The sequence below is a fragment of the Mesorhizobium sp. M0621 genome (genome assembly GCF_040320745.1).
Taxonomy (GTDB): domain Bacteria; phylum Pseudomonadota; class Alphaproteobacteria; order Rhizobiales; family Rhizobiaceae; genus Mesorhizobium.
This window is the reverse complement of sequence record NZ_JAMYQF010000036.1, coordinates 40,801-63,237: the sequence shown is the minus strand read 5'-3', so window position 1 is coordinate 63,237 and position 22,437 is coordinate 40,801. Positions and strand designations below refer to the sequence as shown.

General features: G+C 62.8%; 22 protein-coding genes and 1 riboswitch. Of the genes, 15 read left to right on the top strand and 7 right to left on the bottom strand.

What is annotated here, in order from left to right; all coding sequences use genetic code 11:
• Positions 1–47 precede the first annotated feature (47 nt).
• Positions 48–716, top strand: a complete 669-nt coding sequence (locus NKI38_RS22515; RefSeq protein ID WP_352660819.1) for a S24 family peptidase — start codon at positions 48–50, stop codon at positions 714–716.
• Positions 717–725: 9 nt separating this feature from the next.
• Complete coding sequence (locus NKI38_RS22510) at positions 726–1,577, top strand: thermonuclease family protein (protein WP_352660816.1); 852 nt, start codon at positions 726–728, stop codon at positions 1,575–1,577.
• Here the strand turns inward: NKI38_RS22510 and NKI38_RS22505 are convergent.
• Positions 1,543–3,189 (bottom strand): lysine--tRNA ligase, encoded by a 1,647-nt coding sequence (locus tag NKI38_RS22505; RefSeq protein WP_352660814.1) that lies wholly within the window; start codon positions 3,187–3,189, stop codon positions 1,543–1,545. The two genes, NKI38_RS22510 and NKI38_RS22505, sit on opposite strands and share 35 nt — an antisense overlap.
• A gap of 177 nt (positions 3,190–3,366) precedes the next feature.
• On the opposite strand from NKI38_RS22505, the gene NKI38_RS22500 reads away from it, so the two are divergent.
• Positions 3,367–3,774, top strand: coding sequence for a tellurite resistance TerB family protein (locus tag NKI38_RS22500; protein ID WP_352660811.1), 408 nt, complete (start codon positions 3,367–3,369; stop codon positions 3,772–3,774).
• A gap of 39 nt (positions 3,775–3,813) precedes the next feature.
• Here the strand turns inward: NKI38_RS22500 and NKI38_RS22495 are convergent, their stop codons facing one another.
• Positions 3,814–4,662, bottom strand: coding sequence for an ABC transporter substrate-binding protein (locus tag NKI38_RS22495; RefSeq protein WP_352660809.1), 849 nt, complete (start codon positions 4,660–4,662; stop codon positions 3,814–3,816).
• A 259-nt stretch (positions 4,663–4,921) separates the two neighbouring features.
• Here NKI38_RS22495 and NKI38_RS22490 point away from each other — a divergent pair, with 259 nt between their 5' ends.
• From NKI38_RS22490 to NKI38_RS22480, 3 genes are all read left to right on the top strand, one after another.
• The gene (locus NKI38_RS22490; protein ID WP_352630142.1) at positions 4,922–5,653 is read left to right on the top strand and encodes a helix-turn-helix transcriptional regulator; all 732 of its coding nucleotides are present in this window, start codon (positions 4,922–4,924) and stop codon (positions 5,651–5,653) included.
• Positions 5,654–5,750: 97 nt separating this feature from the next.
• Complete coding sequence (locus NKI38_RS22485; RefSeq protein ID WP_352660806.1) at positions 5,751–6,389, top strand: acyl-homoserine-lactone synthase; 639 nt, start codon at positions 5,751–5,753, stop codon at positions 6,387–6,389.
• Positions 6,390–6,403: 14 nt separating this feature from the next.
• Positions 6,404–7,153 carry an enoyl-CoA hydratase-related protein gene (locus NKI38_RS22480; protein ID WP_352660804.1) on the top strand — a complete coding sequence of 250 codons (750 nt, stop codon included), beginning with the start codon at positions 6,404–6,406 and terminating at the stop codon, positions 7,151–7,153.
• A 182-nt stretch (positions 7,154–7,335) separates the two neighbouring features.
• Here NKI38_RS22480 and ppk2 read toward each other — a convergent pair whose 3' ends face one another.
• Positions 7,336–8,238, bottom strand: a complete 903-nt coding sequence (gene ppk2, locus NKI38_RS22475) for a polyphosphate kinase 2 (protein WP_352660801.1) — start codon at positions 8,236–8,238, stop codon at positions 7,336–7,338.
• Between the two features lie 118 nt (positions 8,239–8,356).
• Between ppk2 and NKI38_RS22470 the strand changes: the two genes are divergently transcribed.
• The 3 genes from NKI38_RS22470 (at position 8,357) to NKI38_RS22460 (ending at position 11,558) form a co-directional block, all read left to right on the top strand.
• Positions 8,357–9,616: an ATP-binding protein gene (locus NKI38_RS22470; RefSeq protein ID WP_352630135.1), complete on the top strand. Its 1,260-nt coding sequence runs from the start codon at positions 8,357–8,359 to the stop codon at positions 9,614–9,616.
• 114 nt (positions 9,617–9,730) lie between these two features.
• Positions 9,731–10,456 carry a phosphate signaling complex protein PhoU gene (gene phoU / locus NKI38_RS22465; protein ID WP_352630133.1) on the top strand — a complete coding sequence of 242 codons (726 nt, stop codon included), beginning with the start codon at positions 9,731–9,733 and terminating at the stop codon, positions 10,454–10,456.
• Between the two features lie 91 nt (positions 10,457–10,547).
• A complete protein-coding gene (locus tag NKI38_RS22460) occupies positions 10,548–11,558 on the top strand; it encodes a magnesium and cobalt transport protein CorA (RefSeq protein ID WP_352630131.1) in 1,011 nt (336 codons plus the stop codon).
• Between the two features lie 112 nt (positions 11,559–11,670).
• Here NKI38_RS22460 and NKI38_RS22455 read toward each other — a convergent pair whose 3' ends face one another.
• Complete coding sequence (locus NKI38_RS22455; RefSeq protein ID WP_352630129.1) at positions 11,671–12,189, bottom strand: GcrA family cell cycle regulator; 519 nt, start codon at positions 12,187–12,189, stop codon at positions 11,671–11,673.
• 358 nt (positions 12,190–12,547) lie between these two features.
• Here NKI38_RS22455 and NKI38_RS22450 point away from each other — a divergent pair, with 358 nt between their 5' ends.
• The 3 genes from NKI38_RS22450 to NKI38_RS22440 all read left to right on the top strand — a co-directional run bounded on the left by NKI38_RS22450 (position 12,548) and on the right by NKI38_RS22440 (position 15,800).
• Entirely contained in the window at positions 12,548–13,747 is a 1,200-nt protein-coding gene (locus NKI38_RS22450; RefSeq protein ID WP_352660798.1) for an aspartate aminotransferase family protein, read from the top strand.
• Between the two features lie 17 nt (positions 13,748–13,764).
• Positions 13,765–14,676, top strand: coding sequence for an ornithine carbamoyltransferase (gene argF, locus NKI38_RS22445; protein ID WP_136619647.1), 912 nt, complete (start codon positions 13,765–13,767; stop codon positions 14,674–14,676).
• A gap of 92 nt (positions 14,677–14,768) precedes the next feature.
• Positions 14,769–15,800: an Hsp33 family molecular chaperone gene (locus NKI38_RS22440; RefSeq protein ID WP_352660796.1), complete on the top strand. Its 1,032-nt coding sequence runs from the start codon at positions 14,769–14,771 to the stop codon at positions 15,798–15,800.
• Positions 15,801–15,843: 43 nt separating this feature from the next.
• Here the strand turns inward: NKI38_RS22440 and apaG are convergent, their stop codons facing one another.
• Positions 15,844–16,236, bottom strand: coding sequence for a Co2+/Mg2+ efflux facilitator ApaG/CorD (apaG, locus tag NKI38_RS22435; RefSeq protein WP_352630122.1), 393 nt, complete (start codon positions 16,234–16,236; stop codon positions 15,844–15,846).
• Positions 16,237–16,486: 250 nt separating this feature from the next.
• On the opposite strand from apaG, the gene NKI38_RS22430 reads away from it, so the two are divergent.
• Positions 16,487–17,638, top strand: coding sequence for a ceramide glucosyltransferase (locus tag NKI38_RS22430; protein WP_352660794.1), 1,152 nt, complete (start codon positions 16,487–16,489; stop codon positions 17,636–17,638).
• A 14-nt stretch (positions 17,639–17,652) separates the two neighbouring features.
• On the opposite strand, the gene NKI38_RS22425 is transcribed toward NKI38_RS22430, so the two are convergent.
• A complete protein-coding gene (locus tag NKI38_RS22425; RefSeq protein ID WP_352660792.1) occupies positions 17,653–18,840 on the bottom strand; it encodes an O-succinylhomoserine sulfhydrylase in 1,188 nt (395 codons plus the stop codon).
• A gap of 57 nt (positions 18,841–18,897) precedes the next feature.
• Positions 18,898–18,975, bottom strand: a riboswitch (SAM riboswitch).
• A 98-nt stretch (positions 18,976–19,073) separates the two neighbouring features.
• On the opposite strand from NKI38_RS22425, the gene NKI38_RS22420 reads away from it, so the two are divergent.
• Positions 19,074–20,168 carry a 2'-deoxycytidine 5'-triphosphate deaminase gene (locus NKI38_RS22420; protein WP_352660790.1) on the top strand — a complete coding sequence of 365 codons (1,095 nt, stop codon included), beginning with the start codon at positions 19,074–19,076 and terminating at the stop codon, positions 20,166–20,168.
• A gap of 101 nt (positions 20,169–20,269) precedes the next feature.
• A complete protein-coding gene (locus NKI38_RS22415; RefSeq protein WP_352660787.1) occupies positions 20,270–21,043 on the top strand; it encodes an ABC transporter substrate-binding protein in 774 nt (257 codons plus the stop codon).
• A 203-nt stretch (positions 21,044–21,246) separates the two neighbouring features.
• On the opposite strand, the gene araD1 is transcribed toward NKI38_RS22415, so the two are convergent.
• Positions 21,247–22,239: an AraD1 family protein gene (gene araD1, locus NKI38_RS22410; RefSeq protein ID WP_352660784.1), complete on the bottom strand. Its 993-nt coding sequence runs from the start codon at positions 22,237–22,239 to the stop codon at positions 21,247–21,249.
• Positions 22,240–22,437: the final 198 nt, after the last annotated feature.

Genomic DNA, 22,437 nt, shown 5'->3' with positions numbered 1-22,437 from the left:
GGGTTAGAACGGAAAAGGTATTTTTTCCTGTTTGAAGGAGAGCAAGAATGCTCTCGCATGACCGTGTCTGGGCCGCCATCGATGCTCTTGCCGAGCGCTATTCGCTTTCGGCCTCGGGTCTGGCCAAGCGTGCGGGGCTCGATTCCACCGCCTTCAACAAGTCGAAGCGTCTGTCGTCGGATGGTCGGCCGCGCTGGCCTTCGACCGAATCACTGGCCAAGATCATCGAGGCGACGGGCGCTTCGCTCGATGAATTCACCGGTCTGATCGAAGGCCGGCCCGGGATCAGCAATGGTGCTTCGATCGGTCATGGCGCTTCGGTCGCCCGCAGACGCACGGTGCCGTTGCTCGGCTTTGCCCAGGCCGGTGCCGGCGGCTTCTTCGACGATGCCGGCTTTCCGGTGGGGCAGGGCTGGGATCTGGTCGAACTGCCGGCGCAAGCCACCGAGAGCTCCTATGCGCTGCAGGTGCAGGGCGATTCCATGCTGCCGCTCTACCGCAATGGCGATGTCCTCATCGTCGAACCTGGCGCCACCACCCGCAAGGGCGATCGCGTCGTCGTCAAGACCAACTCCGGCGAGGTCATGGCCAAGGTGCTCGAGCGCCAGACCGTCAAGTCGATTGCGCTGGTCTCGCTCAATCCCGACCATCCCGACCGCGATATTCCCATGCGCGATGTCGAATGGGTGGCGCGGATTGTATGGGCAAGCCAGTAGGTCCGACCGGTGCGGCTCCTTCATATTGCCCTATTGGTTCTGATGGTCCCGGTGATGGCGGCCATGGTCGTCGCCGGCGGTCGCACGCTGAAAGGAAGTGACAGCGTGGTCACCGTGGACCAGTTCGATCCGGGCGCCGATACGATCGCGCAGCAGGGCACCGACACGGTGCCCGAAGAGCCGGCCACATCGGCCATAGCAGCTCCACAGCCGCCAAAGCCGGCGCCGCATTCGAGGGCGATCGATCCCGAAATCGTCGCGCCACCGGAATTGCCCTCTGACGGGCTTGAACGGGTCGAGCCGCGCGAGCCGTTGAGCAAGCTCGCATTGGCCGTGCCGCCCAAGCCGAAAATGCCTGACGACTGGAACGGCACAAAGCTGTTCCAGCCGGTCGCGCCGGCCGCCGGCCTGATCGAGGCGAAGGGTTACTCGGTCGCGGTTTCCGGCATCGACATAGTAAGGCAGGACGAGACCTGTAGCGATGACGGCAAATCCTGGCCATGCGGCGTCCGGGCGCGGACGGCGTTCCGCGCCTTCCTGCGCGGCCGCGCGGTGGTCTGCACCGTGCCGCCGGAGGGCGGCCGCGACCTGGTCGCCGCCGAATGCCGGATCGGCAAGCAGGATGTCGGCCAATGGCTGGTCGAAAACGGCTGGGCGCGCGCCGCCAAGGGCGGGCCCTATGTCGATGCCGGCGACAAGGCGCGCATGGCGAAGAAGGGCATTTTCGGATCGGCGCCTGATCTGTCCGGCATGCCGGCAATGCCGGCCGCACCAAGCCCGGCGCCTCAGGCGCCGAGTTCGATCCTCGAAGAAGTCGACGGTGTGCTCAAGCCAGCTGACCAGCCAGCGCCCGCTCAATAAGCGCCCGCGTCTCGGCAACGCCATAGAGCGCGGCGAACGAACCGAAGCGTGGACCGCGCTCCTGGCCGATCAGCACCTGATAGATCATCTGGAAGAAGGCGCCCGATACGCCGGGGCCGCCTTCCGGGCTCTGCTTGGAATGGTCCTGATAACGTTCGATCTTGCGTGCGACGTTGAGCGAAGCATTCTGGATCGCTTCGCCATTGGCGTCCGCCGGCAGTTCGCCAAGCGCCGTGTCGAGGGCTTGCAGTGCCTCGCGCTCGACTTCGTCGGCCGGACGGAAGGTTTTCGTTGGCTTCACGAAATCGTCGAAATAGCGGATCGCGTGGCCGACCAGCCGGTCGAGTTCGGGATGCGTCTTCGGCGTTACCCCCACCGTATGGCGCGAGATGAAGCCCCACAGCACATCCTTGTTCTGCGCGTTGGAAGCGCTGACTAGGTTGAGCAGCAGCGAGAACGGCACCGGCATGTCGATGGCGGGCGGGTTGCCGTCATGCATATGCCAGACCGGGTTGCCCAGCCGTTCCTTCCAGTCCTGCCGGGGATACGCGGCGAGGAAGGTATAGTATTCGTCCACGGCCCGCGGGATGACGTCGAAATACAGCTTCTTGGCCTGCCGCGGCCGCTGGTACATGTAGAGCCCCAGGCTCTCGGTCGGCGCATAGGTAAGCCACTCGTCGATGGTCAGCCCGTTGCCCTTCGACTTCGAGATCTTCTGGCCGTTCTCGTCCAGGAACAGTTCGTAGACGAAATGCTCCGGCGCGCGCCCACCCAAAATGTTGCAGATGCGGTCGTAGACCACCGCGTTGGTCTGGTGGTCCTTGCCGAACATCTCGAAGTCGACGCCAAGCGCTGCCCAGCGCATGCCGAAATCCGGCTTCCACTGCAGCTTCACGCGGCCGCCAGTGATTGAAAGCGTGGTTTCCGTGCCTTCGTCGTCGAAGGTGATGGTGCCGGCCTTGGCGTCGACATGCTTCATCGGAACGTAAAGCACGCGACCGCTCTTCGGCGAAATCGGCAGGAACGGGCTGTAGGTCGCCTGCCGCTCGGGGCCGAGCGTCGGCAGCATCACCGCCATGATCTGGTCATAGCGTTCGGCGGCGCGCAGCAGCATCGCGTCGAAGCGGCCCGACTTGTAGTATTGCGTCGCGCTGGCGAACTCGTAGTCGAAGCCGAATGTATCCAGGAAACGGCAAAGCATCGCGTTGTTGTGGTCGGCGAAGCTCGCATAGTCGCCGCCGAATGGATTGGGGACCGACGACAGCGGCTTGTGCAGGTGCTGCTCGAGTGCGGCGCGATCCGGCACGCTGTCGGGGATCTTGCGCATGCCGTCCATGTCGTCGGAAAAGCACAGCAGCTTGGTTGCAACCTTGTCCTGCGTCAGGACGCGGAAGGCATGGCGCACCATCGATGTCCGCGCCACCTCGCCGAACGTGCCGATATGCGGCAGGCCGGACGGTCCGTACCCGGTCTCGAACAGGATCGTTTGGGGAAAGTCAGCGCCTTTGTAGCGTTCGATTATCTTTTTGGCTTCCTCGAACGGCCACGCCTTGCTCTCAGCCGCGGCCGCCAGCACCTCGGGATTGAGATCGATGATGTTTGATCCCGCCATGTCACTGTTTCCAAATCATTCGCCGGGCCCAAATCCTTCGAAGACGGGCCGGCGCCAAGGGGTTTTTCAACCGGTCTCTAGGCGTGCGTGGCCGGAGCGTCAACGCGTGCGGCGCTTTTTTCCTTGCGGTGCGGATAGTGCATTCCTACCTTCGAAGTCCGGTTCAAGGAGAAAAAATTGCCGACGCCGCATGAAGCCCTGATCTACCTGATGGTCATCACCTCGGCCTCCGATCGCGATATGACCGATGTCGAACTGGCCAGGATCGGCGACGTCGTCCGCTCGTGGCCGGTGTTCGAGGATTTCAACCACGACCGGCTGATCGACGTTGCCCAGGCCTGCCAGAAGCGCCTGCACGAAAAGGATGGGCTGGAAGGCGTTCTGGCTGAAGTCGCCGAGGCCCTGCCCGAGCGCTTGCGCGACACCGCCTACGCCGCTGCCTTCGAGGTGGCCGCCGTCGATCTCGAAATGCGCATGGAAGAAGTGCGGGTGCTGCAGCTGATCCGGCGTCAGCTTGATCTCGACACGCTGACCGTCGCCGCCATCGGCCGCGCGGCCAAGGCGCGGCTGCGTACGCTCACCTGAATATCAGCAGCGCGCTGGAAAAGGCTGACGGGAACCGGATCAGAAAAAACTGACCGGGAAATAGCGCAAATAAAATTCGGCAAACGTGCCTTTCATCGAAATCTCCTGCAGTGCGTAGTCGAGCGCGGCGGCCAGCGCCGGATTGTCCGCCTGGGTGGCGATGGCCATGCCCGAGCCCAGATATTCGGGCGCCAGATAGGGGCCGCCGGAAAAGCGGCAGCAGCCCGCTGCATCCGAGCCGCCCAGCCAGAAAGCCAGGCGCATGCCGTCGCCGAAGGCCGCGTCGAGCTTGCCGGCCTTGAGATCGGCATAGAGGTTTTCCGGTCTGTCGAAGGGGATGATCTGAACCGTATTGAAATAGTCGCGCAACATGCGCTCGTGCGCCGAGCCGGCGACCACGCCGACACGCTTGCCGCGCAATTTGGCAAAGATCGGTTCGGTCAGCGCTTTGCTCTTCGGCATGATGAAGCGCGCCGGGAACTGCAGGTAGGAGCGCGAGAAGGCATAGGTCGCGCGCGATTCAGGCGTTGCGGCGATGCCAGCGATGATCGCCTCGCCTTCGCCTTTCCGCAGCGCGCCTTCCAGTTCGGCCCAGGGCAGTGCCTGGATCTGGCATTTTTCGACGATGCCGAGTTCGGCGCAAATGGCGCGAGCCAGATCGATGTGGAAACCGGACAGCTTCCCCGAGCCGTCGAGGAAATTGAAGGGCGGGAAATCCGTGGTCGTCAGGAAGCGGAGCCGGGGCAGCGCCGAAAGGTCTGGCTTGGGCAGCCGCTCCTTGGCATCCCACAGAACCGGAACCTGAGGCGTCACGGCGCCCGCGCCGTCGGCTGACGACAGCAATCCGATCACCATCGCAACGGCGAAGGACCTCCACTGGAACGCCAAGATAAAACTCCGCCACAGTCGTGTTTGCACCGGTTTTGGTACGAAAGTGACACAGGCACAATGGTTTTTGATTTCAACACGCCGATTTCAGGATATGATTTAGCCGGTTTGCAAATCAGCTTTGGCCGCCTTGGTGAGAGAATCGAGGTCGGAGCCATAGAATAAGTATGCGATTTGCAATCCGTGGTCGGTGGCGAAGTGTAAATCAGGCACGCATCATTGGCCGCAATGCATGAGGCAACATGGGGTTGATGTTGCGATGAGTCAGTTCGATCGTACGTTGGAATTCATCGACCAGCTGCAGCACGCCGCAACGGCGGCCGCGGTCTGCGAAAGGCTGCTGGGCATAACGTCGGATTTCGGTCTCACCGCACTGATGGCGGGAACCGTGCCGCAGCCTGGCACGCCGGCCGGCCAGCAAAAGCAACATGTGCTTCTCTGCGATTGGCCTGGCGAGTGGCTGGAGCGCTATGTCGCGCGCAACTATGTCGATCACGACCCGGTCGTCAGTCATATGAAACAGTTGCAGGCGCCCTTCCAGTGGCGCGAGGCGTCGCAGAGCATCCGCATAGACAAGAGCAGCGGCGAAGTGATGGGCGATGCCGGTGTCTTCAAACTGCGTGATGGACTGGCCTTCCCGCTGATCACGCTCGACGGCCAGATCGTCATGGTGTCGCTTGGCGGCGAGGCGGTGGAATTGTCCGCTGCCGAGTTCGGCCAGGTGTCGCTGGTGTCGACCTACGCCGTCGGTCGCGCCATGCAGCTCCATACGATGGCGAGCAAGACCATCGACCAGATCGTGCTGACGCCGCGCGAACGCGAATGCCTGCAATGGGCCGCCGTCGGCAAGTCGGAATGGGAGATTTCGCAAATCCTCGGCATCTCCGAACACACCTCGGAGAAACATCTTCTTAACGCCAAAAGCAAACTCGGTGCCGTCAACCGGGTGCAGGCCGTCGCGGAAGCGATCCGGCGGGGCTACATTAGTTAGGTCGGCCGTGCCGACCTAGAAGTTCTTGCCTACGCGATCACGCAATTTTCTCATCCAAGCACGGCCGTATCTTCCTCTGAACACAGGAGACGGCGGAATGCTTTTTTCCCTTACAACCCAGGAATTGATGGAACGTCCCGACCTTTGGGAGGCCGTCCATCGGCTGCGCTACAAGATATTTGTCGAGGAGATGGGGTGGGATGATCTCCGGCGTCCCGACGGGCTCGAACTCGACCAGTTCGATCATGACGAGGCGGTGCATCAGATTGTCATCAGAGGTGACGAAGTCGCAGGCTATCAAAGGATGTTGCCGACCACGCGGCCACATCTGCTGACCGAGGTCTTGACCGACCTTTCGGAAGGAACGCCGCCATCGGGCCCAACCATCTGGGAATTGACCCGCTATGCGGTGGCTCCCGGTTTTCGCGATGGCCGCCGCGGCGTTTCAACCGTCGGCACCGAATTGATCGCCGGCTTCGTCGAGTGGGGGCTGAAGCGCGGCGTCGACAAGGTGATCATCGAGTTCGAGCCGATGTGGGTGCTGCGCGCCTTGCAATTGCATTTCCTGGCGACCCCGCTGGGCTATCAGCGCACCTATGGCAACCAGCAGGTCGTAGCCACACTGCTGACCTTCAACGAGCACACCCTCGACGTGGTGCGTTCGCGCCGCAATCATTTTGCTCCAGTGCTGGCCAGGGGATACCCCGACCTGCTCGGGCAAAGGCGTGCGTCATGAGATCGGAGACAGTCATGAGCACACACCCGCAACCCGAACTTCGCAACCACACGCTGGTGGTCACCGTGTCGTCGAGTGACGGCCGGCCGGTGCTGGACAGGAGAGCCTATGAAAGCCTGGCAAAGACCTTCCATGAAGCCGCCGCCAATGAGGAGGTTCGCGTCGTCGTGCTGCGCGGCCTGGCGGGCTGTTTCTGTCTCGGCGGCGACTTCTCCGAATTCCTCGACGCCACCAAGCACCGGAACCTGATCGCCGCCGTCACCGATCTTTTCCGTACGCTGGCGACATTTCCGAAGCCCATCCTTGCCTGCGTCGACGGCGATGCCGTCGGCGTCGGCTGCACCATCTTGTTCCATTGCGACATGGTGATCGCGTCCGACAAAAGTACGTTCCGGGTGCCGTTCGTCGATTTCGGCCTGGTTCCGGATGCAGCGACCAGCATCCTGGCGCCGCAGAAGCTCGGCTATGCCGGTGCTTTCCGCTTCTTTTGCCTCGGCGACACGCTTCGCGCCGAAGACGCCAGGGCGCTCGGCCTCGTCGCCGAGATCGTGCCGGGCGGCGGCGTCGAGGAAGCGGCTCTTGGCCGCGCGAGACAGCTTGCCAAGAAGCCGGTCGCCGCCCTGCTGCACACGCGCGGCCTGCTGAAGGGGAATACCCAGGCGCTCTGCGACCGCATCGACCAGGAAATTTCGCTTTTCCAGCAGGCGCTGCAGGATGACACGACCCTGCGGCGATTGCAGCGCATCGCCCGGCTGGCGGCTTAATGCATGTCGCTCAAAGTGGCCCCGGTTTTGAGACAACGACATGCATGGAAGCAAAGACCTAAAGCGCGGCGCATGAATCCGCTTCGACGCGACGCGCTTTAGGAGCCGCGAGGATAAAAGCATCGCCGCGCGGCCTTGGCTGCGCGGCGCAAAATGCGTCAGTCCTGTTTTCCCAGGCCAGCCTATTCTTTCAAAAACGACGGCCCTTCGCCGATGATCTTCTTGTCCTCCTTGCCGATCATGTCGAGATCGCGCCCATCATAGGGCAGCGACGACAGGATGCGCCGCATGACCGCCAGCCGCGCGCGCCGCTTGTCATTGGCCCGCACGATGATCCAAGGCGCGAACTCCTTGTGGGTGTGCTCGAACATGGTGTCGCGCACCTCTGTGTAATCGTCCCACTTGGTAATGCCGGCAACGTCGATCGGCGAAAACTTCCAGCTCTTCAGCGGGCTGTAGCGGCGATCGTGGAAGCGCTCGAGCTGGGTTTCCCGGCCTATGTCCAGCCAGAATTTGAAGAAGTGGATGCCCTCGTTGGAGATCATCCGCTCGAAATGCGGCGTCTCGTCGAGGAAATGCTCGTGCTGCTGCGGCGTGCAGAAACCCATCACCGGCTCGACGCCGGCGCGGTTGTACCAGGATCGGTCGAAGGTGACGAACTCGCCCGATGTCGGGAAATGGTCGACATAGCGCTGGTAGTACCATTGCCCCAGCTCGGTCGGGGTAGGCTTGGTCAGCGCTACATTGCGTGCCGTGCGCGGGTTGAGGTACTGGCGCACCACGAAGATCGTGCCGCCCTTGCCGGCGGCGTCGCGGCCTTCGAACAGCGCCATCACCCGTTTGCCGGTCGACTGCAGCCAGGCCTGCGCCTTGACCAGCTCGATCTGCAACTTCTCGAGCGTCGCGTCATACTCGTCGTTTTTCATCTTCTTGTCGTAGGGATAGCCGCCGGCGGTCAGCTTCTTGTCCTCGACCCAGTCGGGAAGCACGGGGTTCTCGATGTCGAACTCCCGCTCCTTGCCGTCGATCCTGATCTTCAGCGGTCCCGAAGTCGGCGCGGCGGGACTTTCCTTGGCTTTTTTCATCGAGACGAACCCTTTCCAGCTTCCGGACTCATGCTATTGGGAGCCTCCGGAGCGGTCCAGCGGAAGTTTCCGCCGCCGCGCGACCGGCGAATGCATAGGGTGCGGGGCGCGCGAGCGAATGGCTGACCTGGAGCAGAAAGGTGTGGCGCAAACCCTGGCCATACGGCTGTGGAACAGCCGTTGGCTGCTTGCGGCTGGCGTGGTTGCTGTTTTGATCGCCTTTGCCTTTGCGGGTATTTCTGCCTACGCCCTGTTGCCGGCGCTGCTTCTACTGCTTGCTGCAGCAATGCTGCCGGCCGCCGGCGCGCGCCAATCCACCGAGAGCGGCGCTGCCATTGAGGCCATCGGCTTGCAGCGGCTCTCCGGTGAATATCTGGCGGCTGCCGTCGCCGATCCGCTGATCATCTTCGACCGGACCGCCACCATCGTGCATGCCAATGCCGCTGCTTTCGCCGCCTTTGGCGGGATCGCGCCGGGCATGTCGCTGTCGTTGAAGTTCCGGGCGCCGGAAATGCAGGCTCTGCTGGACGGCGTGCTGTCGGGCGATGTCGCCTCCGATGTGGTCGACTATACGGAGAAGCTGCCGGTCGAACGGGCTTACCGGGTGAGCGCATCCTCGGTCGGTCACGCCACCGATCTCTATGTGCTGGTGTTCAAGGACCAGAGCGAAACGCGCAGGATCGACCGCATGCGCGCCGACTTCATCGCCAATGCCAGCCACGAGCTGCGCACGCCGCTCGCCTCCATCGCCGGCTTCATCGAAACGCTACGCGGCCCGGCCCGCAACGACCCGGCGGCGCGCGATCAGTTCCTGCAGATCATGCAGAGCCAGACCGGTCGCATGGCGCGTCTGATCGACGATTTGTTGTCGCTGTCGCGGCTGGAGATGAAGCCTTATCTGAAGCCGGGAACCGAGGTCGATCTGCGCGAGACAGTCGACAGCGTCATCGATTCGCTCGGACCACTGGCCAGGGAAAACAGCGTTGCCATCGAGCGGGATTATGCCGACGAGCCGCTCGATGTGCCGGGAGATCGCGACGAGCTTTTCCAGGTTTTCGAGAACCTCCTGGAAAACGCCTGCAAGTACGGGCAGTCGGGCGGGCGCGTCGTGGTGTCGATCGCGCATAGCGATGCCGGCTCGGAGCCCGGCATCGACGTAACCATCAGGGACTTTGGCCCCGGCATTCCCGAGGAGCACATTCCGCGCATCACCGAGCGCTTCTACCGCGTCGATGTCGAGACCAGCCGGACCCAGAAGGGCACCGGCCTTGGCCTGTCGATCGTCAAGCATATCCTGACGCGTCACAATGCCAGGCTTTCGATCAAGTCCGAGGTTGGCAAGGGCGCGGCCTTCTCGGTTCATTTGCCGACGCACTAATATCGCCCTAGTTTAGAGGGGACTGTTTCTTTTTTCTGTCATCCGGCTAGCGTATCAGCGGGGATTCGAGGAAACGACTCAAAATCAAAACACCCCATGGGAAGGCATATTGCCATGCAGTCCGTGCACATCGTCAGCGCCTATGACGACGAGCTGAAATATCTGTCGAAGCGCATCGCTGCGATGGGCGGCCATGCCGAGCGCATGGTCGAGCAGGCTATCACCGCTTTGGTCAATGCCGATCCCAGCCTCGCTGAGAAGGTCATCCACGACGATGCCGTGCTGGATGAAGGGCAACGCGAAATCGACGATAAGGCGATCATCATCATTGCCAGGCGTCAGCCGATGGCGACGGATTTGCGCGAGATCGTCGGGACCATTCGCATCTCCGCCGATCTCGAACGGGTTGGCGACCTCGCCAAGAACGTTGCCAAGCGGGTGGTCGCCGTCACCGACGGACGCCAGCCGACCAGCCTGTTCCGCGGCCTCGAGGCCCTGGCCAATCTGGCGCTGACCCAGCTCAAGGAAGTGCTCGACGTCTACGCGTCCCGCTCGGTGGAGAAAATCGGCTTCGTGCGCGACCGCGACGACCAGATCGACGCCATGTACACGTCGCTGTTTCGCGAATTGCTGACCTACATGATGGAAGATCCGCGCAACATCACGCCCTGCACGCACCTGCTGTTCTGCGCCAAGAACATCGAGCGTATCGGCGATCACGCCACCAACATCGCCGAGACCATCTACTACATCGTCACCGGCGAGCAGTTGCCGGCTGAGCGGCCCAAGGGCGACAAGACCGACAAGATCGGCCTTTCCGAGACGCTGCCAGTGAAGTGAACGGCCGCCTCTCGAACCGTCACCCGAAATAAGCTAAGCTTTCCGGGCTTTGCCTCTATCCTCGTCCGTGGATTTTCTTCGGGAGGTCGTGATGGAAAATGTTCGGAACCTGACCCCGGCGTCTGCGCCTGCCTCCGGCATTATCGCTTGCGGCGTCTACACAGCCGGGCGTCGCATCGCCGACATCCCCATCGAGGAAGCCGGCGAATGGGCAAAAAAATCCGGTCATGTCGTCTGGATTGGCCTGCTCGAGCCCGACCGCAATCTCTTGCTGCGCGTCCAGGCGCAGTTTCACCTGCATGAGCTGGCAATCGAGGATGCCGAGCACCCGCACCAGCGGCCGAAGATCGAGCAATATGGCGATGCGCTGTTCATCGTCGCCCGCACCGCGCAGCTGATCGACGGTCGGGTGACCTTTGGCGAGACCCATTTGTTCGTCGGCAGCGGCTACATTGTCAGCGTCAGGCACGGCCCTTCCACCTCCTATGCCGCCGTTCGTCAGCATTGGGAAAGCTGCCCGCATTCGTTGGCCAAGGGCGAGGATTTTGTCCTCTACGCCATTCTCGATTTCATCGTCGACAATTACATGCCGGTGCTCGAGCAGATCGAGGACGAGGTCGAGGCGATCGAGGACAAGATTCTGTTGAAGCCGATGACCGGGCCCGACATCGAGCGGCTTTATATGCTGCGCCGCGATCTTTTGCGCCTGCGCAATGCGGCGCTGCCGTTGGTCGAAGTCTGCCGCCGGCTGACCAGCGCCGAACTGCCGCAGATCCATACGGCCATGCATCCGTTGTTTCGCGACGTCACCGATCACATCCGCACCGTCCAGGAAAAGATCGACAGCCTGCGCGAGGTGCTGGCGTTCGCTTTCGAAGCCAGTCTGCTGGTCGGCCAGAGTCAGGAAACGGCGAACACCAAGAAGCTCGCCTCCTGGGCCGCCATCCTGGCGGTGCCGACGGCGCTCGCCGGCATCTACGGCATGAATTTCAGCGATATGCCGGAACTGAAGATGGAATACGGCTACCCAATGGTGCTGGCCACGATCGCGCTGATCTGCGCGTTTCTCTACTGGCGGTTTCGCAAGAATGGATGGCTGTGAAACAGAGCAAATAGCGAATAGGGAGTAGCGAATAGGGAAAAACAGTATTGCCTCCTCGTGGAAGCTCAATCAGTCGCTATTCGCTATTCGCTATTCGCTATTCGCTATTCGCTCAGCGGCTCCGCCGCCGCTCCGATGCCGGCTGGAACGCCACGCGGGCGTGGTACTTGCAGTAGGGGCCGGTTTCGGCGGCCTCGTTGCCGCAGAAATGGAAGTCCTCCGAAAGCGGATCGCCGTTCGGCCATTTGCAGGTCCGCTCGGTCAGCTCGACGAGCTGCAGGTGCCGCGAGATCGGCAACACGACATTCTCGACCGGGCGGATGTAGTGGCGTGCCACCGGCTCGGCGTCGAACTGCGTCTGCAACGCAGTCGCGCCAATCGAGGTCGTGACGTGGCGCGTAGCCGTCGCGGCACGCGATACCGATTTCTGAACGGTCGATCCTTGCGCCGCCTTCTTCTGGCGTGCCGGCGCGGCGGTCGAGCGTCCGCGGCCCGACAATTTCAGCCGATGCACCTTGCCGATGACCGCATTGCGGCTGACCCCCCCAAGCTGCGCAGCAATCTGGCTTGCGCTCAGACCCTCCGACCACAGTTTCCTCAAGAGTTCTACCCGCTCGTCAGTCCAGTTCATGAGACCGCGCTCCTGCTAAGCGTGCGGCAACCGGAATCCACTCCCGACCCGGCACTATTTGCCGGGGCAGACACCACATATATCTGGTGATTAGGTCCGCCGCACGAAATCTAGTTATTTCTCGTCTACAACTACTCTATGCGCTGACTCGGTGACAAGAGTCCCAAGCGCAACACGAATCGGTTTTTTCGGTTTTCCCCAACTTGCCCGGTCGCTTATGAGCCGGCGTCTCGTCAGAGGGCTTGCCGCGCGGCACTACGCGACGTTTTCGTTGACTTCATGGCCGAAAAACACGATAAGCCGCACAGGCCGCCGCTTTGGCGGCTTTTTTGATTTTCCGGTACCGGAGACGCATATAATGAGCGGTTCGGCGCTTTACGAGACCTTTGCTCGCGCACCCCTGGCCTTCGACCACGGGGAAGGCACCTGGCTGATTACCGACAAGGGCGAGCGATATCTCGATTTCGCCGGCGGCATCGCCGTCAATTCGCTGGGCCACAGCCATCCGCATCTGGTGGCAGCACTCACCGAACAGGCCGCCAAGCTCTGGCATGTCTCCAATCTCTATGAGATCCCGGGGCAGAGCCGGCTTGGCGAACGGCTGGTCGACGCCACTTTCGCCGACAAGGTGTTCTTCACCAATTCCGGCGCCGAGGCGCTGGAATGCGCAATCAAGACGGCGCGGCGCTATCAGTTCGTCAACGGCCACGCCGAGCGCTTCCGCGTCATCACCTTCGAAGGCGCCTTCCATGGCCGCACGCTGGCCACCATCGCGGCCGGCGGCCAATACAAATATCTCGAAGGCTTCGGCCCCAAGGTCGAAGGTTTCGATCAGGTCGGTTTCGACGACATCGACGCCGCCGAAAAGGCGATCACGCCGGAGACGGCCGCCATCCTGATCGAGCCGGTCCAGGGCGAGGGCGGTATCCGTCCGGTGCCGACGCAATCGCTGAAGCGGCTCAGGCAATTGTGCGAACAGCACGGCCTGCTGCTGATCTTCGACGAGGTCCAGTGCGGCATCGGCCGCACCGGCAAGCTGTTCGCGCATGAATGGTCAGGGGTTACGCCAGACATCATGGCGATCGCCAAGGGCATTGGCGGCGGTTTCCCGATGGGCGCCTGCCTTGCCACGGACGAAGCGGCCGTCGGCATGACCGCAGGCGTGCATGGCACCACGTTCGGCGGCAACCCGCTGGCCATGGCGGTCGGCAACGCCGTGCTCGATGTCGTGCTGGAAGACGGCTTCCTGGAAGACGTCCAGCGCAAGGCGCTGCTGATGAAGCAGGGGCTTGCGTCGGTCGCCGACGAGTTTCCCGAGGTCATCGAGGACATCAGGGGCACCGGGCTGATGCTCGGCCTCAAATGCGCCATGCCCAACACCAAGGTGAACATGGCATTGCGCGACCAGCACCTGCTTACGGTTCCGGCCGGCGACAACGTCATTCGCCTGTTGCCGCCGCTCACCGTCACCGACGCCGAGATCCACGACGCACTCAACCGCATCCGCGCCGGCGCCAAGGGCCTGGCGGAGGCGATCGCCGCCGCCGCCGCGAAGTAATCCCGGAACCATTGCTGATGTCAGTTCGCCATTTCACCGATCTTTCCGCCGTCTCCGAAGGCGATCTGCGCTTCATGCTGGACGATGCGGTGGTGCGAAAGGCGCGCCTCAAGGCCGGCGAGCGGACCAAGCCGCTCGAAGGCAAGGTGCTGGCGATGATCTTCGACAAGCCGTCGACGCGCACGCGCGTCTCCTTCGACGTCGGCATGCGTCAGCTTGGCGGCGAGACCATCATGCTGACCGGCACCGAGATGCAGCTCGGCCGTTCCGAGACCATCGCCGACACCGCCAAGGTGCTGTCGCGCTATGTCGATGCGATCATGATACGCACCACCTCGCATGAGCGGCTGCTGGAGCTGACCGAGAACGCTACCGTTCCGGTGATCAACGGACTGACCGATGACACCCATCCCTGCCAGCTGATGGCTGATATCATGACCTTCGAGGAACATCGCGGTCCGGTCGCCGGCAAGACCATCGCCTGGACCGGCGACGGCAACAATGTGCTGCATTCCTTGCTCGAAGCCTCGGCCCGGTTCCGCTTCAACCTCAACGTCGCCGTGCCCGAGGGCAGCGAGCCGGCGCAGAAGCATATCGACTGGTCGCAGGCGCATGGCGGCAAGCTGCACTTCACCCGCTCGCCCGAGGAAGCCGTCGATCAGGCCGACTGCATCGTCACCGATTGCTGGGTATCGATGGGCCAGGAGCATCGCGCCCGCGGCCACAACGTGTTCTCGCCCTACCAGGTCAATGCCAAGCTGATGGCCAAGGCCAAGCCGGACGCGCTGTTCATGCACTGCCTGCCGGCGCATCGCGGCGAGGAAGTGACCGACGAAGTCATCGACGGGCCGCATTCGGTGGTCTTCGACGAGGCCGAGAACCGGCTCCATGCCCAGAAGGCCGTGCTCGCCTGGTGTCTCGGCGCTTGAGCCTGGGAGCTTGATCTGCCGGGGTGTGATGCCTATTTGCGCCACATCACGCAAATCAAGCGCGTTTCGACGCATGCTCCCGACAGGGCGGCATGGCCGCGCCCTGGAGCTTTGTTATGTTGGAAACCTATCAAGTGACTGAACATCACCCCAAACTCGGCGAATTCGGCTACGCCGGCGACGATCACGTCGTGCCCTTCGAGGTCGGCCCGCTCGACGTGCGCGGCCGCACCGTCCAGCTCGGGCCAATGCTCGACGCCATCCTTGGCCGCCACGACTATCCCGAGCCGGTCGCCCGCCTGCTGGCGGAAGCCTGTGTGCTGACGGTGCTGCTCGGCACTTCGCTAAAGTTCGAGGGCAAGTTCATCCTGCAGACCCGCACCGACGGGCCTGTCGACATGCTGGTCGCGGATTTTTCCACACCCTCGGCGCTGCGCGCCTATGCGCGTTTCGATGCCGACCGGCTGGAAGCGCTGGTCGCGGCGGGCGAAACGTCCCAGCAGACCCTGCTCGGCACCGGCGTGCTGGCGCTGACCATCGATCAGGGCGCTCACACGCAGCGCTATCAGGGTATCGTCCAGCTCGATGGCGAGACGCTGGAAGATGCGGCACGCACCTATTTCCGTCAGTCGGAGCAGATTCCGACCGATCTCAGGCTTTCGGTGGCCAAGCTGCTGACGCCCGGCCCTGGCGGCGCCCGCGAGCAGTGGCGCGCCGGTGGCATCCTGGCGCAGTTCCTGCCGCAATCGCCAGAGCGCATGCGTGTGCCGGACCTGCCTGGCGGCGATGGCGATCCGCGCGAGGAGATCCACGATCCGGCCGACAATTCCTGGCAGGAGTTGCTGGCGCTGCTCGGCACCATCGAGCCGACCGAACTGATCGACCCGACGATCGGCGCCGAGCGGCTGCTCTACAGGCTGTTCCACGAGCATGGCGTGCGCGTCTTTGGCGGCGTTCCGGTCGCCGACCAGTGCTCGTGCTCCCGGGACAAGATCCGCGGCATCCTGGAGGGTTTCTCCGCGCAGGAGATCAAGGACAGCACCGAAGATGGCGGCATCCACGTCGCCTGCGAATTCTGCTCGAAGCAATACGACTTCGACCCGGCGGAATTTGCGGCTCAGTAGAGAAAACACGCCTCGCCGGCTGCCTCGCGGCCGGCGAGGCAAATTAGTTCACCGTCCGCCGCGTCCCCGGCAGGTCGAGTGAAAAGGCGGGGATGGCGATGTCGAACGTCTCGCCCCGCTCGTTGCGCATCGTGTAGTGCCCGACCATGATGCCGGACGGTGTCGAGAGCGGGCAACCGGACGTGTATTGGTAGCTGTCGCCGGGATTGAGTTCGGGCTGGTCGCCGACGACGCCTGGGCCGCGTACCTCTTCGACCCGGCCGGTGCCGTCGGTGATGTGCCAATAGCGCGACAACAGCTGCACGAAGTCGTCCGACTGATTGTCGATCGTTATCTGATAGCCCCAGACATAGCGGTTCTCGGACGGATCCGAGCGGTCCTCCAGATAGAACGGCCTGACCTGCACTTCGATGTTGCGCGTGACGGCGCTGTACATAAGCGGCTCCAAAACAATCCTGTAACTTTCGGCGCTCCGTGGTGGCCGGTCAACGGTACGCATCCTGTCATCGCGGTCTGATGTGCAGGTGCCGGCAAAGAATGTCATTTAAGTGACACGTGACAATGGTCAATGATGGTCTGTGCCGATCAATGCCGCGCGACTCGGGCGCTCTGTCGAACTGTTGAGATCTGTCGTCATCCCCCTAGATTGTTCTGGTGGGCGGCTTTCCTGGAGCTACCGGATCTCGATGGAACTCACTCTCATAGCCGCCGCGCTTTCAACTGCTCTCATCCTCTCAAATCTCGCCAGCATCGTGCTTGCCGCGTCGCGTCTGAAACGGCGCCGCATTATAGCGCCGCCCGTCGGCAAGCCGCGGCCGGTGTCGATCGTCGTGCCGTCGCGTGGCGTGGAACCCTTCACGCACGAGACACTGGAGCGCGCCTTCTCGCTCGACTGGCCGCGCTACGAGCTGGTCTTCTGCGTCGCCCATGCCGACGATCCGGTGGTCAAACTGATAAACAGGGCGATTGTCCTGTTTCCCAAGGTGCCGGCCCGGCTGTTGGTCGGCGACGACCGCATCAGCGCCAATCCGAAACTCAACAATTGCGTCAAGGGCTGGGAAGCGGCGCGGCACGATTGGGTGATCCTGGCCGATTCCAACGTGTTGATGCCGAGAGACTACGTCCAGCACCTGATGGCTGCATGGCGGCCGGACACTGGCCTTGTCTGCTCGACGCCGATCGGTTCGCGGCCGGCCGGCTTCTGGGCTGAAGTCGAATGCGTTTTCCTCAACACGCTGCAGGCACGCTGGCAATATGCGGGCGAGGCGCTTGGCCTTGGCTTTGCCCAAGGCAAGAGCATGCTCTGGAACAAGCCGATGCTCGATGCCAATGGCGGCATCCGCGCGCTGGCCGCCGAGATCGCCGAGGACGCCGCCGCGACCAAGCTGGTCAATGGCCTCGGCCTGCGCGTCAATCTCGTCGCCTCGCCCTTCGAGCAGCCGCTCGGCCTGCGCACATTTGGCGAGATCTGGTCGCGCCAGGCCCGTTGGGCTCGCCTGCGCCGCGTCACCTTTCCCCTGTTCTTCGCGCCTGAAATCCTGACTGGCGCGGTGGTGCCGCTGGTGCTGGCGCTGATTGCGGCGGCAAGCGCCGGCATCAGCCTCTGGGCAACCGCCATTGCCGTGCTGGCAGCCTTCTACCTTCCCGAGTGCATTCTGGCCCGCTCAAAGGGCTGGTACCTGTCGCCACGCATGGTCGCGGCGATGGCAATGCGCGACCTGATTCTGCCGGCGATGTGGGCGCGCGGCTGGCTCGGCGGTGCCGTCGAGTGGCGCGGCAATGCGATGACGATCGGCACAAAGGCGGCCGAGCTGGAAGAGACGCCGTCCGGCGCCTGAAAGCCAAAGGCCTCCTATTTGGCCTTCAGCGCCTGCGCGATATCCTCCAGCAGATCGTCGGTGTCTTCCAGGCCGACCGACAGCCTGAGCGTGCCCGGCCCGATGCCGAGTTCAGCACGCGCCTCGTCGCTCAAATTCTTGTGCGTCGTCGTCGCCGGATGGGTGATCAGGCTCTTGGCGTCACCGAGATTGTTGGAGATCAGCACGATGTCGAGCGCGTTCTGCAGGGCGAAGGCCGCCTGCTTGCCGCCCTTGACGTCGAGGCAGATCAGCGTCGAGCCGCCCGACATCTGCTTCTTGACGACATCGGCCTGCGGGTGGTCGGCCCGGCCGGGATAGATGACACGGGCGATTTCCGGCCGCTCGGCCAGGAAATCCGCGATCCGGCCCGCGCTTTCCGTCTGCTGGCGTACGCGCAGCGGCAGCGTCTCCAAGCCCTTCAGCAGCGTCCAGGCGTTGAAAGGTGACAGGCTAGGCCCGGTGTGGCGGAAATAGTCGTGCAGGTTCTCGTCGATCCACTTCTTGTCCGACAGGATGACGCCGCCGAGACAGCGCCCTTGGCCGTCAATGTGCTTGGTCGCCGAATAGACGACGATGTGGGCGCCGAGCTGCAGCGGCTTTTGCTGCAAGGGCGTGGCGAAGACATTGTCGACGATCAGCCTGGCACCGATCGAATTGGCAAGCGAGGCAACCGCGGCGATGTCGACCACTTCCAGCGTCGGGTTGGTCGGGCTCTCCAGGAAGAACAGCTTGGTGTTCGGCTTCACCGCTTTTTCCCAGTTGGCGATGTCGGTGCCGTCGACCAGCGTCGCTTCGATGCCGTATTTCGGCGCCAGCGTCTCGACCACCCAGCGGCAGGAGCCGAATAGCGCGCGCGCCGCCACGATATGGTCGCCGGCCCTGGCGCTGCACAGAAGCGCTGCCGTCACCGCGGCCATACCGGAGGCGGTGGCGCGGGCGTCCTCCGCACCTTCCAGCGCGCACATGCGCTTTTCGAACATGTCGACGGTCGGATTGGCGTAGCGCGAATAGATGAAGCCCGGCTCCTCACCCTTGAAACGGGCTTCGGCGGCCTGCGCCGTTTCGTAGACGTAGCCCTGGGTGAGGTAAATCGCTTCCGACGTTTCGCCGAAAGCGGAACGCAGCGTTCCGCTGTGCACGAGTGCCGTCTGAGGCTTCCAGTTGCGCTTGTTGGTGCTCATCGCTCTTCTTCCAGACACAAAAAAACCGGCCGCGAAAGTCGCAACCGGTCCATACGGCCTTGCGGCCCGACGGTCCTTTAGCGACTTGTTTAACGTGGCTGCAAGCCGACCGGCCAAATCACCACGGGATAATGACCCTTTAGACCCGTGCCACGCTTGCGTCAATTGCCGGCTTCATTAAGAGGTTTGTACCAAGCAGGTTCCGAAAAAGCCTGCCCTCTAGGAGCAGAGCCTTGCGGCAGACAGGCATTCTTCCCGATCAGGACATCTCGGCGCTGTTCCAGTCCGGCGCGCTGAAGTCGGCGCGTGCGCTTGACGCCGACCAGATCCAGCCGGCCAGCCTTGATCTCAGGCTCGGCGACAAGGCCTGGCGGGTGCGTGCCTCCTTCCTGCCGGGTCCCAACCATAAGGTTTCGGAAAAGCTCGACCGGCTGCAACTGCACGAGATCGACCTGGCCGAGGGCGCGGTGCTGGAGACCGGCTGCGTCTATATCGTGCCCTTGCTTGAAAGCCTGGCATTGCCGGCGGACATTTCGGCTTCGGCCAATCCCAAGAGTTCGACCGGGCGGCTCGACATCTTCACCCGCGTCATGACCGATCGCGGCCATGAGTTCGACAAGATCGCCGCCGGCTATCACGGGCCGCTCTATCTGGAGGTCAGCCCGCGCACCTTCCCGATCGTCGCGCGCACCGGCTCGCGCCTGTCGCAGATACGCTTCCGCACCGGCAATGCGCTGCTGTCGGAAGCCGAACTGCACGAACTGCATCGCACGGAGATGCTGGTTGCCACCGAGCCGCCGAACATCTCCGGCGGCGGCATCGCGTTGTCGATCGACCTCAACGGCGATCAAAACGGGCTTGTCGGCTATCGCGGCAAGCATCACACCGGTCTCGTCGATGTCGACAAACGCGCCGCACAGGAGGTCGTCGACTTCTGGGAGCCGATCCACAAGAGCGGCGCCGGCGAGTTGGTGCTCGACCCCGATGAGTTCTACATCCTCGTCAGCCAGGAAGCGGTGCATGTGCCGCCGCTCTACGCCGCCGAGATGACGCCTTTCGATCCGCTGGTCGGCGAGTTCCGGGTCCACTATGCCGGCTTCTTCGATCCGGGCTTCGGCCATTCGGCATCCGGCGGCACCGGCAGCCGGGCGGTGCTGGAAGTGCGCAGCCACGAAGTGCCGTTCATCCTCGATCATGGCCAGATCGTCGGCCGTCTGGTCTACGAGCATATGCTGAAGCGGCCGCAGGCGCTCTATGGCACCGATCTCGGCTCCAATTACCAGGCGCAGGGCCTGAAGCTGTCCAAGCATTTCCGCGCCGCGCGCTGAACCCCACTACCCCCCAGGCAAAATACTTGCCTGCGCTGGCTCGCCATGCTTGGCTGCCTTGCTGGTCGTCAAGCTGGCGGCGTTCAAGGGGAACCAAGAAAATGCAGATTTCGAAATGGATCATATCGGCAGCAGGCGCTGCCATGCTGGTGTTGGCGGCCGGCTCTCTATCGGTGCAGGCAGCCGAGAAAATCAAGATCGGCACCGAGGGCGCCTATCCGCCGTTCAACACCATCACTTCGGACGGCAAGGTCGAAGGCTTCGATATCGACATCGCCAATGCGCTGTGCGCGCAGATGAAGGTCGAGTGCGAAATCGTCACCCAGGACTGGGACGGCATCATTCCCGCCCTGCAGGCGAAGAAGTTCGACGCCATCATCGCTTCGATGAGCATCACCGAGGAGCGCAAGAAGCAGGTCTCCTTCACCAACAAATACTATACGACACCGCTCGCTTTGGTGGCGCCGAAGGACAGCGATCTCACCTCGACCGAACCGGCAGCCCTTGCCGGCAAGACGGTCGGCGCGCAGGCCTCGACCACGCAGGCCGACTATGCCCAGAATGAATATGGCAAGGCTGGCGCCGAGGCAAAACTCTACCCGACCCAGGAAGAAGCGATCACCGACCTGACGAACGGCCGGCTTGACGCTGTGATCTCGGACAAGTTCGTGCTGATGGACTGGCTGAAGAAGGCAAGCGACGGCTGCTGCAAGCTGGTCGGCGACGTCAAGGGCACGGAGACACAAGCCGGCATTGCCGTTCGCCTGGAAGACACGGCGCTACGCGACAAGCTCAATGCGGCCATCGACGCGATCGTCGCCGACGGCACCTACAAGAAGATCCAGGCCAAGTATTTCGACTTCGATATCTATTGAGGCGTTGAAGCCGCCAATCTCCCCCCTCGTGGGGGAGATGCCCGGCAAGGCAGAGGGGGGCGCGAAGGATCGCCAGCCTCTCTGCACCAGCAGACTGGTTCGAAAGAAAAACCAAGTGATGGAGACATTGGCCGGACAGCGCCCCCCTCTGGCCTGCCGGCCATCTCCCCCACGAGGGGGGAGATCACGCTGTCATCGACGCCTCACAGCGCCTTCACCGCCACCTTCACCGGCTGTTCGATCTCGAGCGGATTGCGCAGCGGCAGACCGAAATCCTTGGCCTCGATCTCGAACACGTCGCCCGCTTCAGTACTGATGCCGTCGGCGAAGGACAGCGTCGCAGTGCCGAACATGTGCACATGCACGTCGCCCGGCTGGCGGAAAGCCGCATATTTGAAGTGGTGATGTTCGAGATTGGCGATGGTGTGCGACATGTTCGCTTCGCCGGACAGGAACGGCTTTTCCCACAGCACGTCGTTGTCGCGCACGATGCGCGAGGTGCCCCTGATATCGGACGGCAGATCGCCGATCAGGATCTCCGGCCCGAACGAAGCGTTGCGCAGCTTGGAATGGGCGAGGAACAGATAGTTCACGCGCTCGGTGACGTGGTCGGAAAACTCGTTCGACAGCGTGAAGCCGACGCGGAACGGCGCGCCGTCGTCGCCGATGACGTAGATCCCGGCGACCTCGGGCTCTTCGCCGGCGTCCTTGGCGAAAGCCGGTGACAGGAGTGCCGCACCTGGCGCCACCGCCATCGTGCCGTTGCCCTTGTAGAACCATTCCGGCTGCACGCCGATCTGGCCTTTCGCGGGCTTGCCGCCCTCCAGCCCCATGCGGAACATCTTCATGGAATCGGTCAGCTGTTCTTCACCGTCGGCACTGAGCTTCTTGTGCATGGAATCGCGTGTCGCCGCTGAGCCGAGATGCGTCAGTCCGGTACCGGTCAGGTGCAGATGCGCCGGATCGGGATGGTTGATCGGCGACAGCAGCCGTCCCTTCTTGTAGGCCGCCTCGAGATCGACCGTCTCGCCAAGCCCCTTGCGTTCGATCAGCGCGACAAGGCCGACGCCGGTGCGGGCGGCCTCCATCGCCAGCGAGTAGACGCTGCGGGCGCCGTTGATGATCCGGGTCTTGCCGCCGTTGCGGGCAACGACACGGATGGTCTCGGCGTCATCGAGAATCTGGGAGATCAGCATGATGAATCCTCTCTTTGTCTTGACCCGGTTGCCATTTGGCAAACCCTAACCTGCGCGGCTCGGACCTCGCCGCGCCACGGGTGAAATTCTTCGTCCGGATTGCGCTCGCGAGCTTGGTCCCTGAGGGACTTCTTGACGCCGGCGGGTTGCCGGCAGCATCGCGATCTGGACCCGTATGCCTTCCTCGTTGCCTCGCTG

What these genes read in the sequence shown, in the direction of transcription:
- NKI38_RS22515 (WP_352660819.1), top strand. Translation starts at nt 48, where the DNA reads ATGCTCTCGCATGACCGTGTCTGGGCCGCCATCGATGCTCTTGCCGAG.
- NKI38_RS22505 (WP_352660814.1), bottom strand. Translation starts at nt 3,189, where the DNA reads ATGGCGGGATCAAACATCATCGATCTCAATCCCGAGGTGCTGGCGGCC.
- NKI38_RS22490 (WP_352630142.1), top strand. Translation starts at nt 4,922, where the DNA reads ATGAGTCAGTTCGATCGTACGTTGGAATTCATCGACCAGCTGCAGCAC.
- NKI38_RS22485 (WP_352660806.1), top strand. Translation starts at nt 5,751, where the DNA reads ATGCTTTTTTCCCTTACAACCCAGGAATTGATGGAACGTCCCGACCTT.
- NKI38_RS22480 (WP_352660804.1), top strand. Translation starts at nt 6,404, where the DNA reads ATGAGCACACACCCGCAACCCGAACTTCGCAACCACACGCTGGTGGTC.
- ppk2 (WP_352660801.1), bottom strand. Translation starts at nt 8,238, where the DNA reads ATGAAAAAAGCCAAGGAAAGTCCCGCCGCGCCGACTTCGGGACCGCTG.
- NKI38_RS22470 (WP_352630135.1), top strand. Translation starts at nt 8,357, where the DNA reads ATGGCTGACCTGGAGCAGAAAGGTGTGGCGCAAACCCTGGCCATACGG.
- phoU (WP_352630133.1), top strand. Translation starts at nt 9,731, where the DNA reads ATGCAGTCCGTGCACATCGTCAGCGCCTATGACGACGAGCTGAAATAT.
- NKI38_RS22460 (WP_352630131.1), top strand. Translation starts at nt 10,548, where the DNA reads ATGGAAAATGTTCGGAACCTGACCCCGGCGTCTGCGCCTGCCTCCGGC.
- NKI38_RS22455 (WP_352630129.1), bottom strand. Translation starts at nt 12,189, where the DNA reads ATGAACTGGACTGACGAGCGGGTAGAACTCTTGAGGAAACTGTGGTCG.
- NKI38_RS22450 (WP_352660798.1), top strand. Translation starts at nt 12,548, where the DNA reads ATGAGCGGTTCGGCGCTTTACGAGACCTTTGCTCGCGCACCCCTGGCC.
- argF (WP_136619647.1), top strand. Translation starts at nt 13,765, where the DNA reads ATGTCAGTTCGCCATTTCACCGATCTTTCCGCCGTCTCCGAAGGCGAT.
- NKI38_RS22440 (WP_352660796.1), top strand. Translation starts at nt 14,769, where the DNA reads ATGGCCGCGCCCTGGAGCTTTGTTATGTTGGAAACCTATCAAGTGACT.
- apaG (WP_352630122.1), bottom strand. Translation starts at nt 16,236, where the DNA reads ATGTACAGCGCCGTCACGCGCAACATCGAAGTGCAGGTCAGGCCGTTC.
- NKI38_RS22430 (WP_352660794.1), top strand. Translation starts at nt 16,487, where the DNA reads ATGGAACTCACTCTCATAGCCGCCGCGCTTTCAACTGCTCTCATCCTC.
- NKI38_RS22425 (WP_352660792.1), bottom strand. Translation starts at nt 18,840, where the DNA reads ATGAGCACCAACAAGCGCAACTGGAAGCCTCAGACGGCACTCGTGCAC.
- NKI38_RS22415 (WP_352660787.1), top strand. Translation starts at nt 20,270, where the DNA reads ATGCAGATTTCGAAATGGATCATATCGGCAGCAGGCGCTGCCATGCTG.
- araD1 (WP_352660784.1), bottom strand. Translation starts at nt 22,239, where the DNA reads ATGCTGATCTCCCAGATTCTCGATGACGCCGAGACCATCCGTGTCGTT.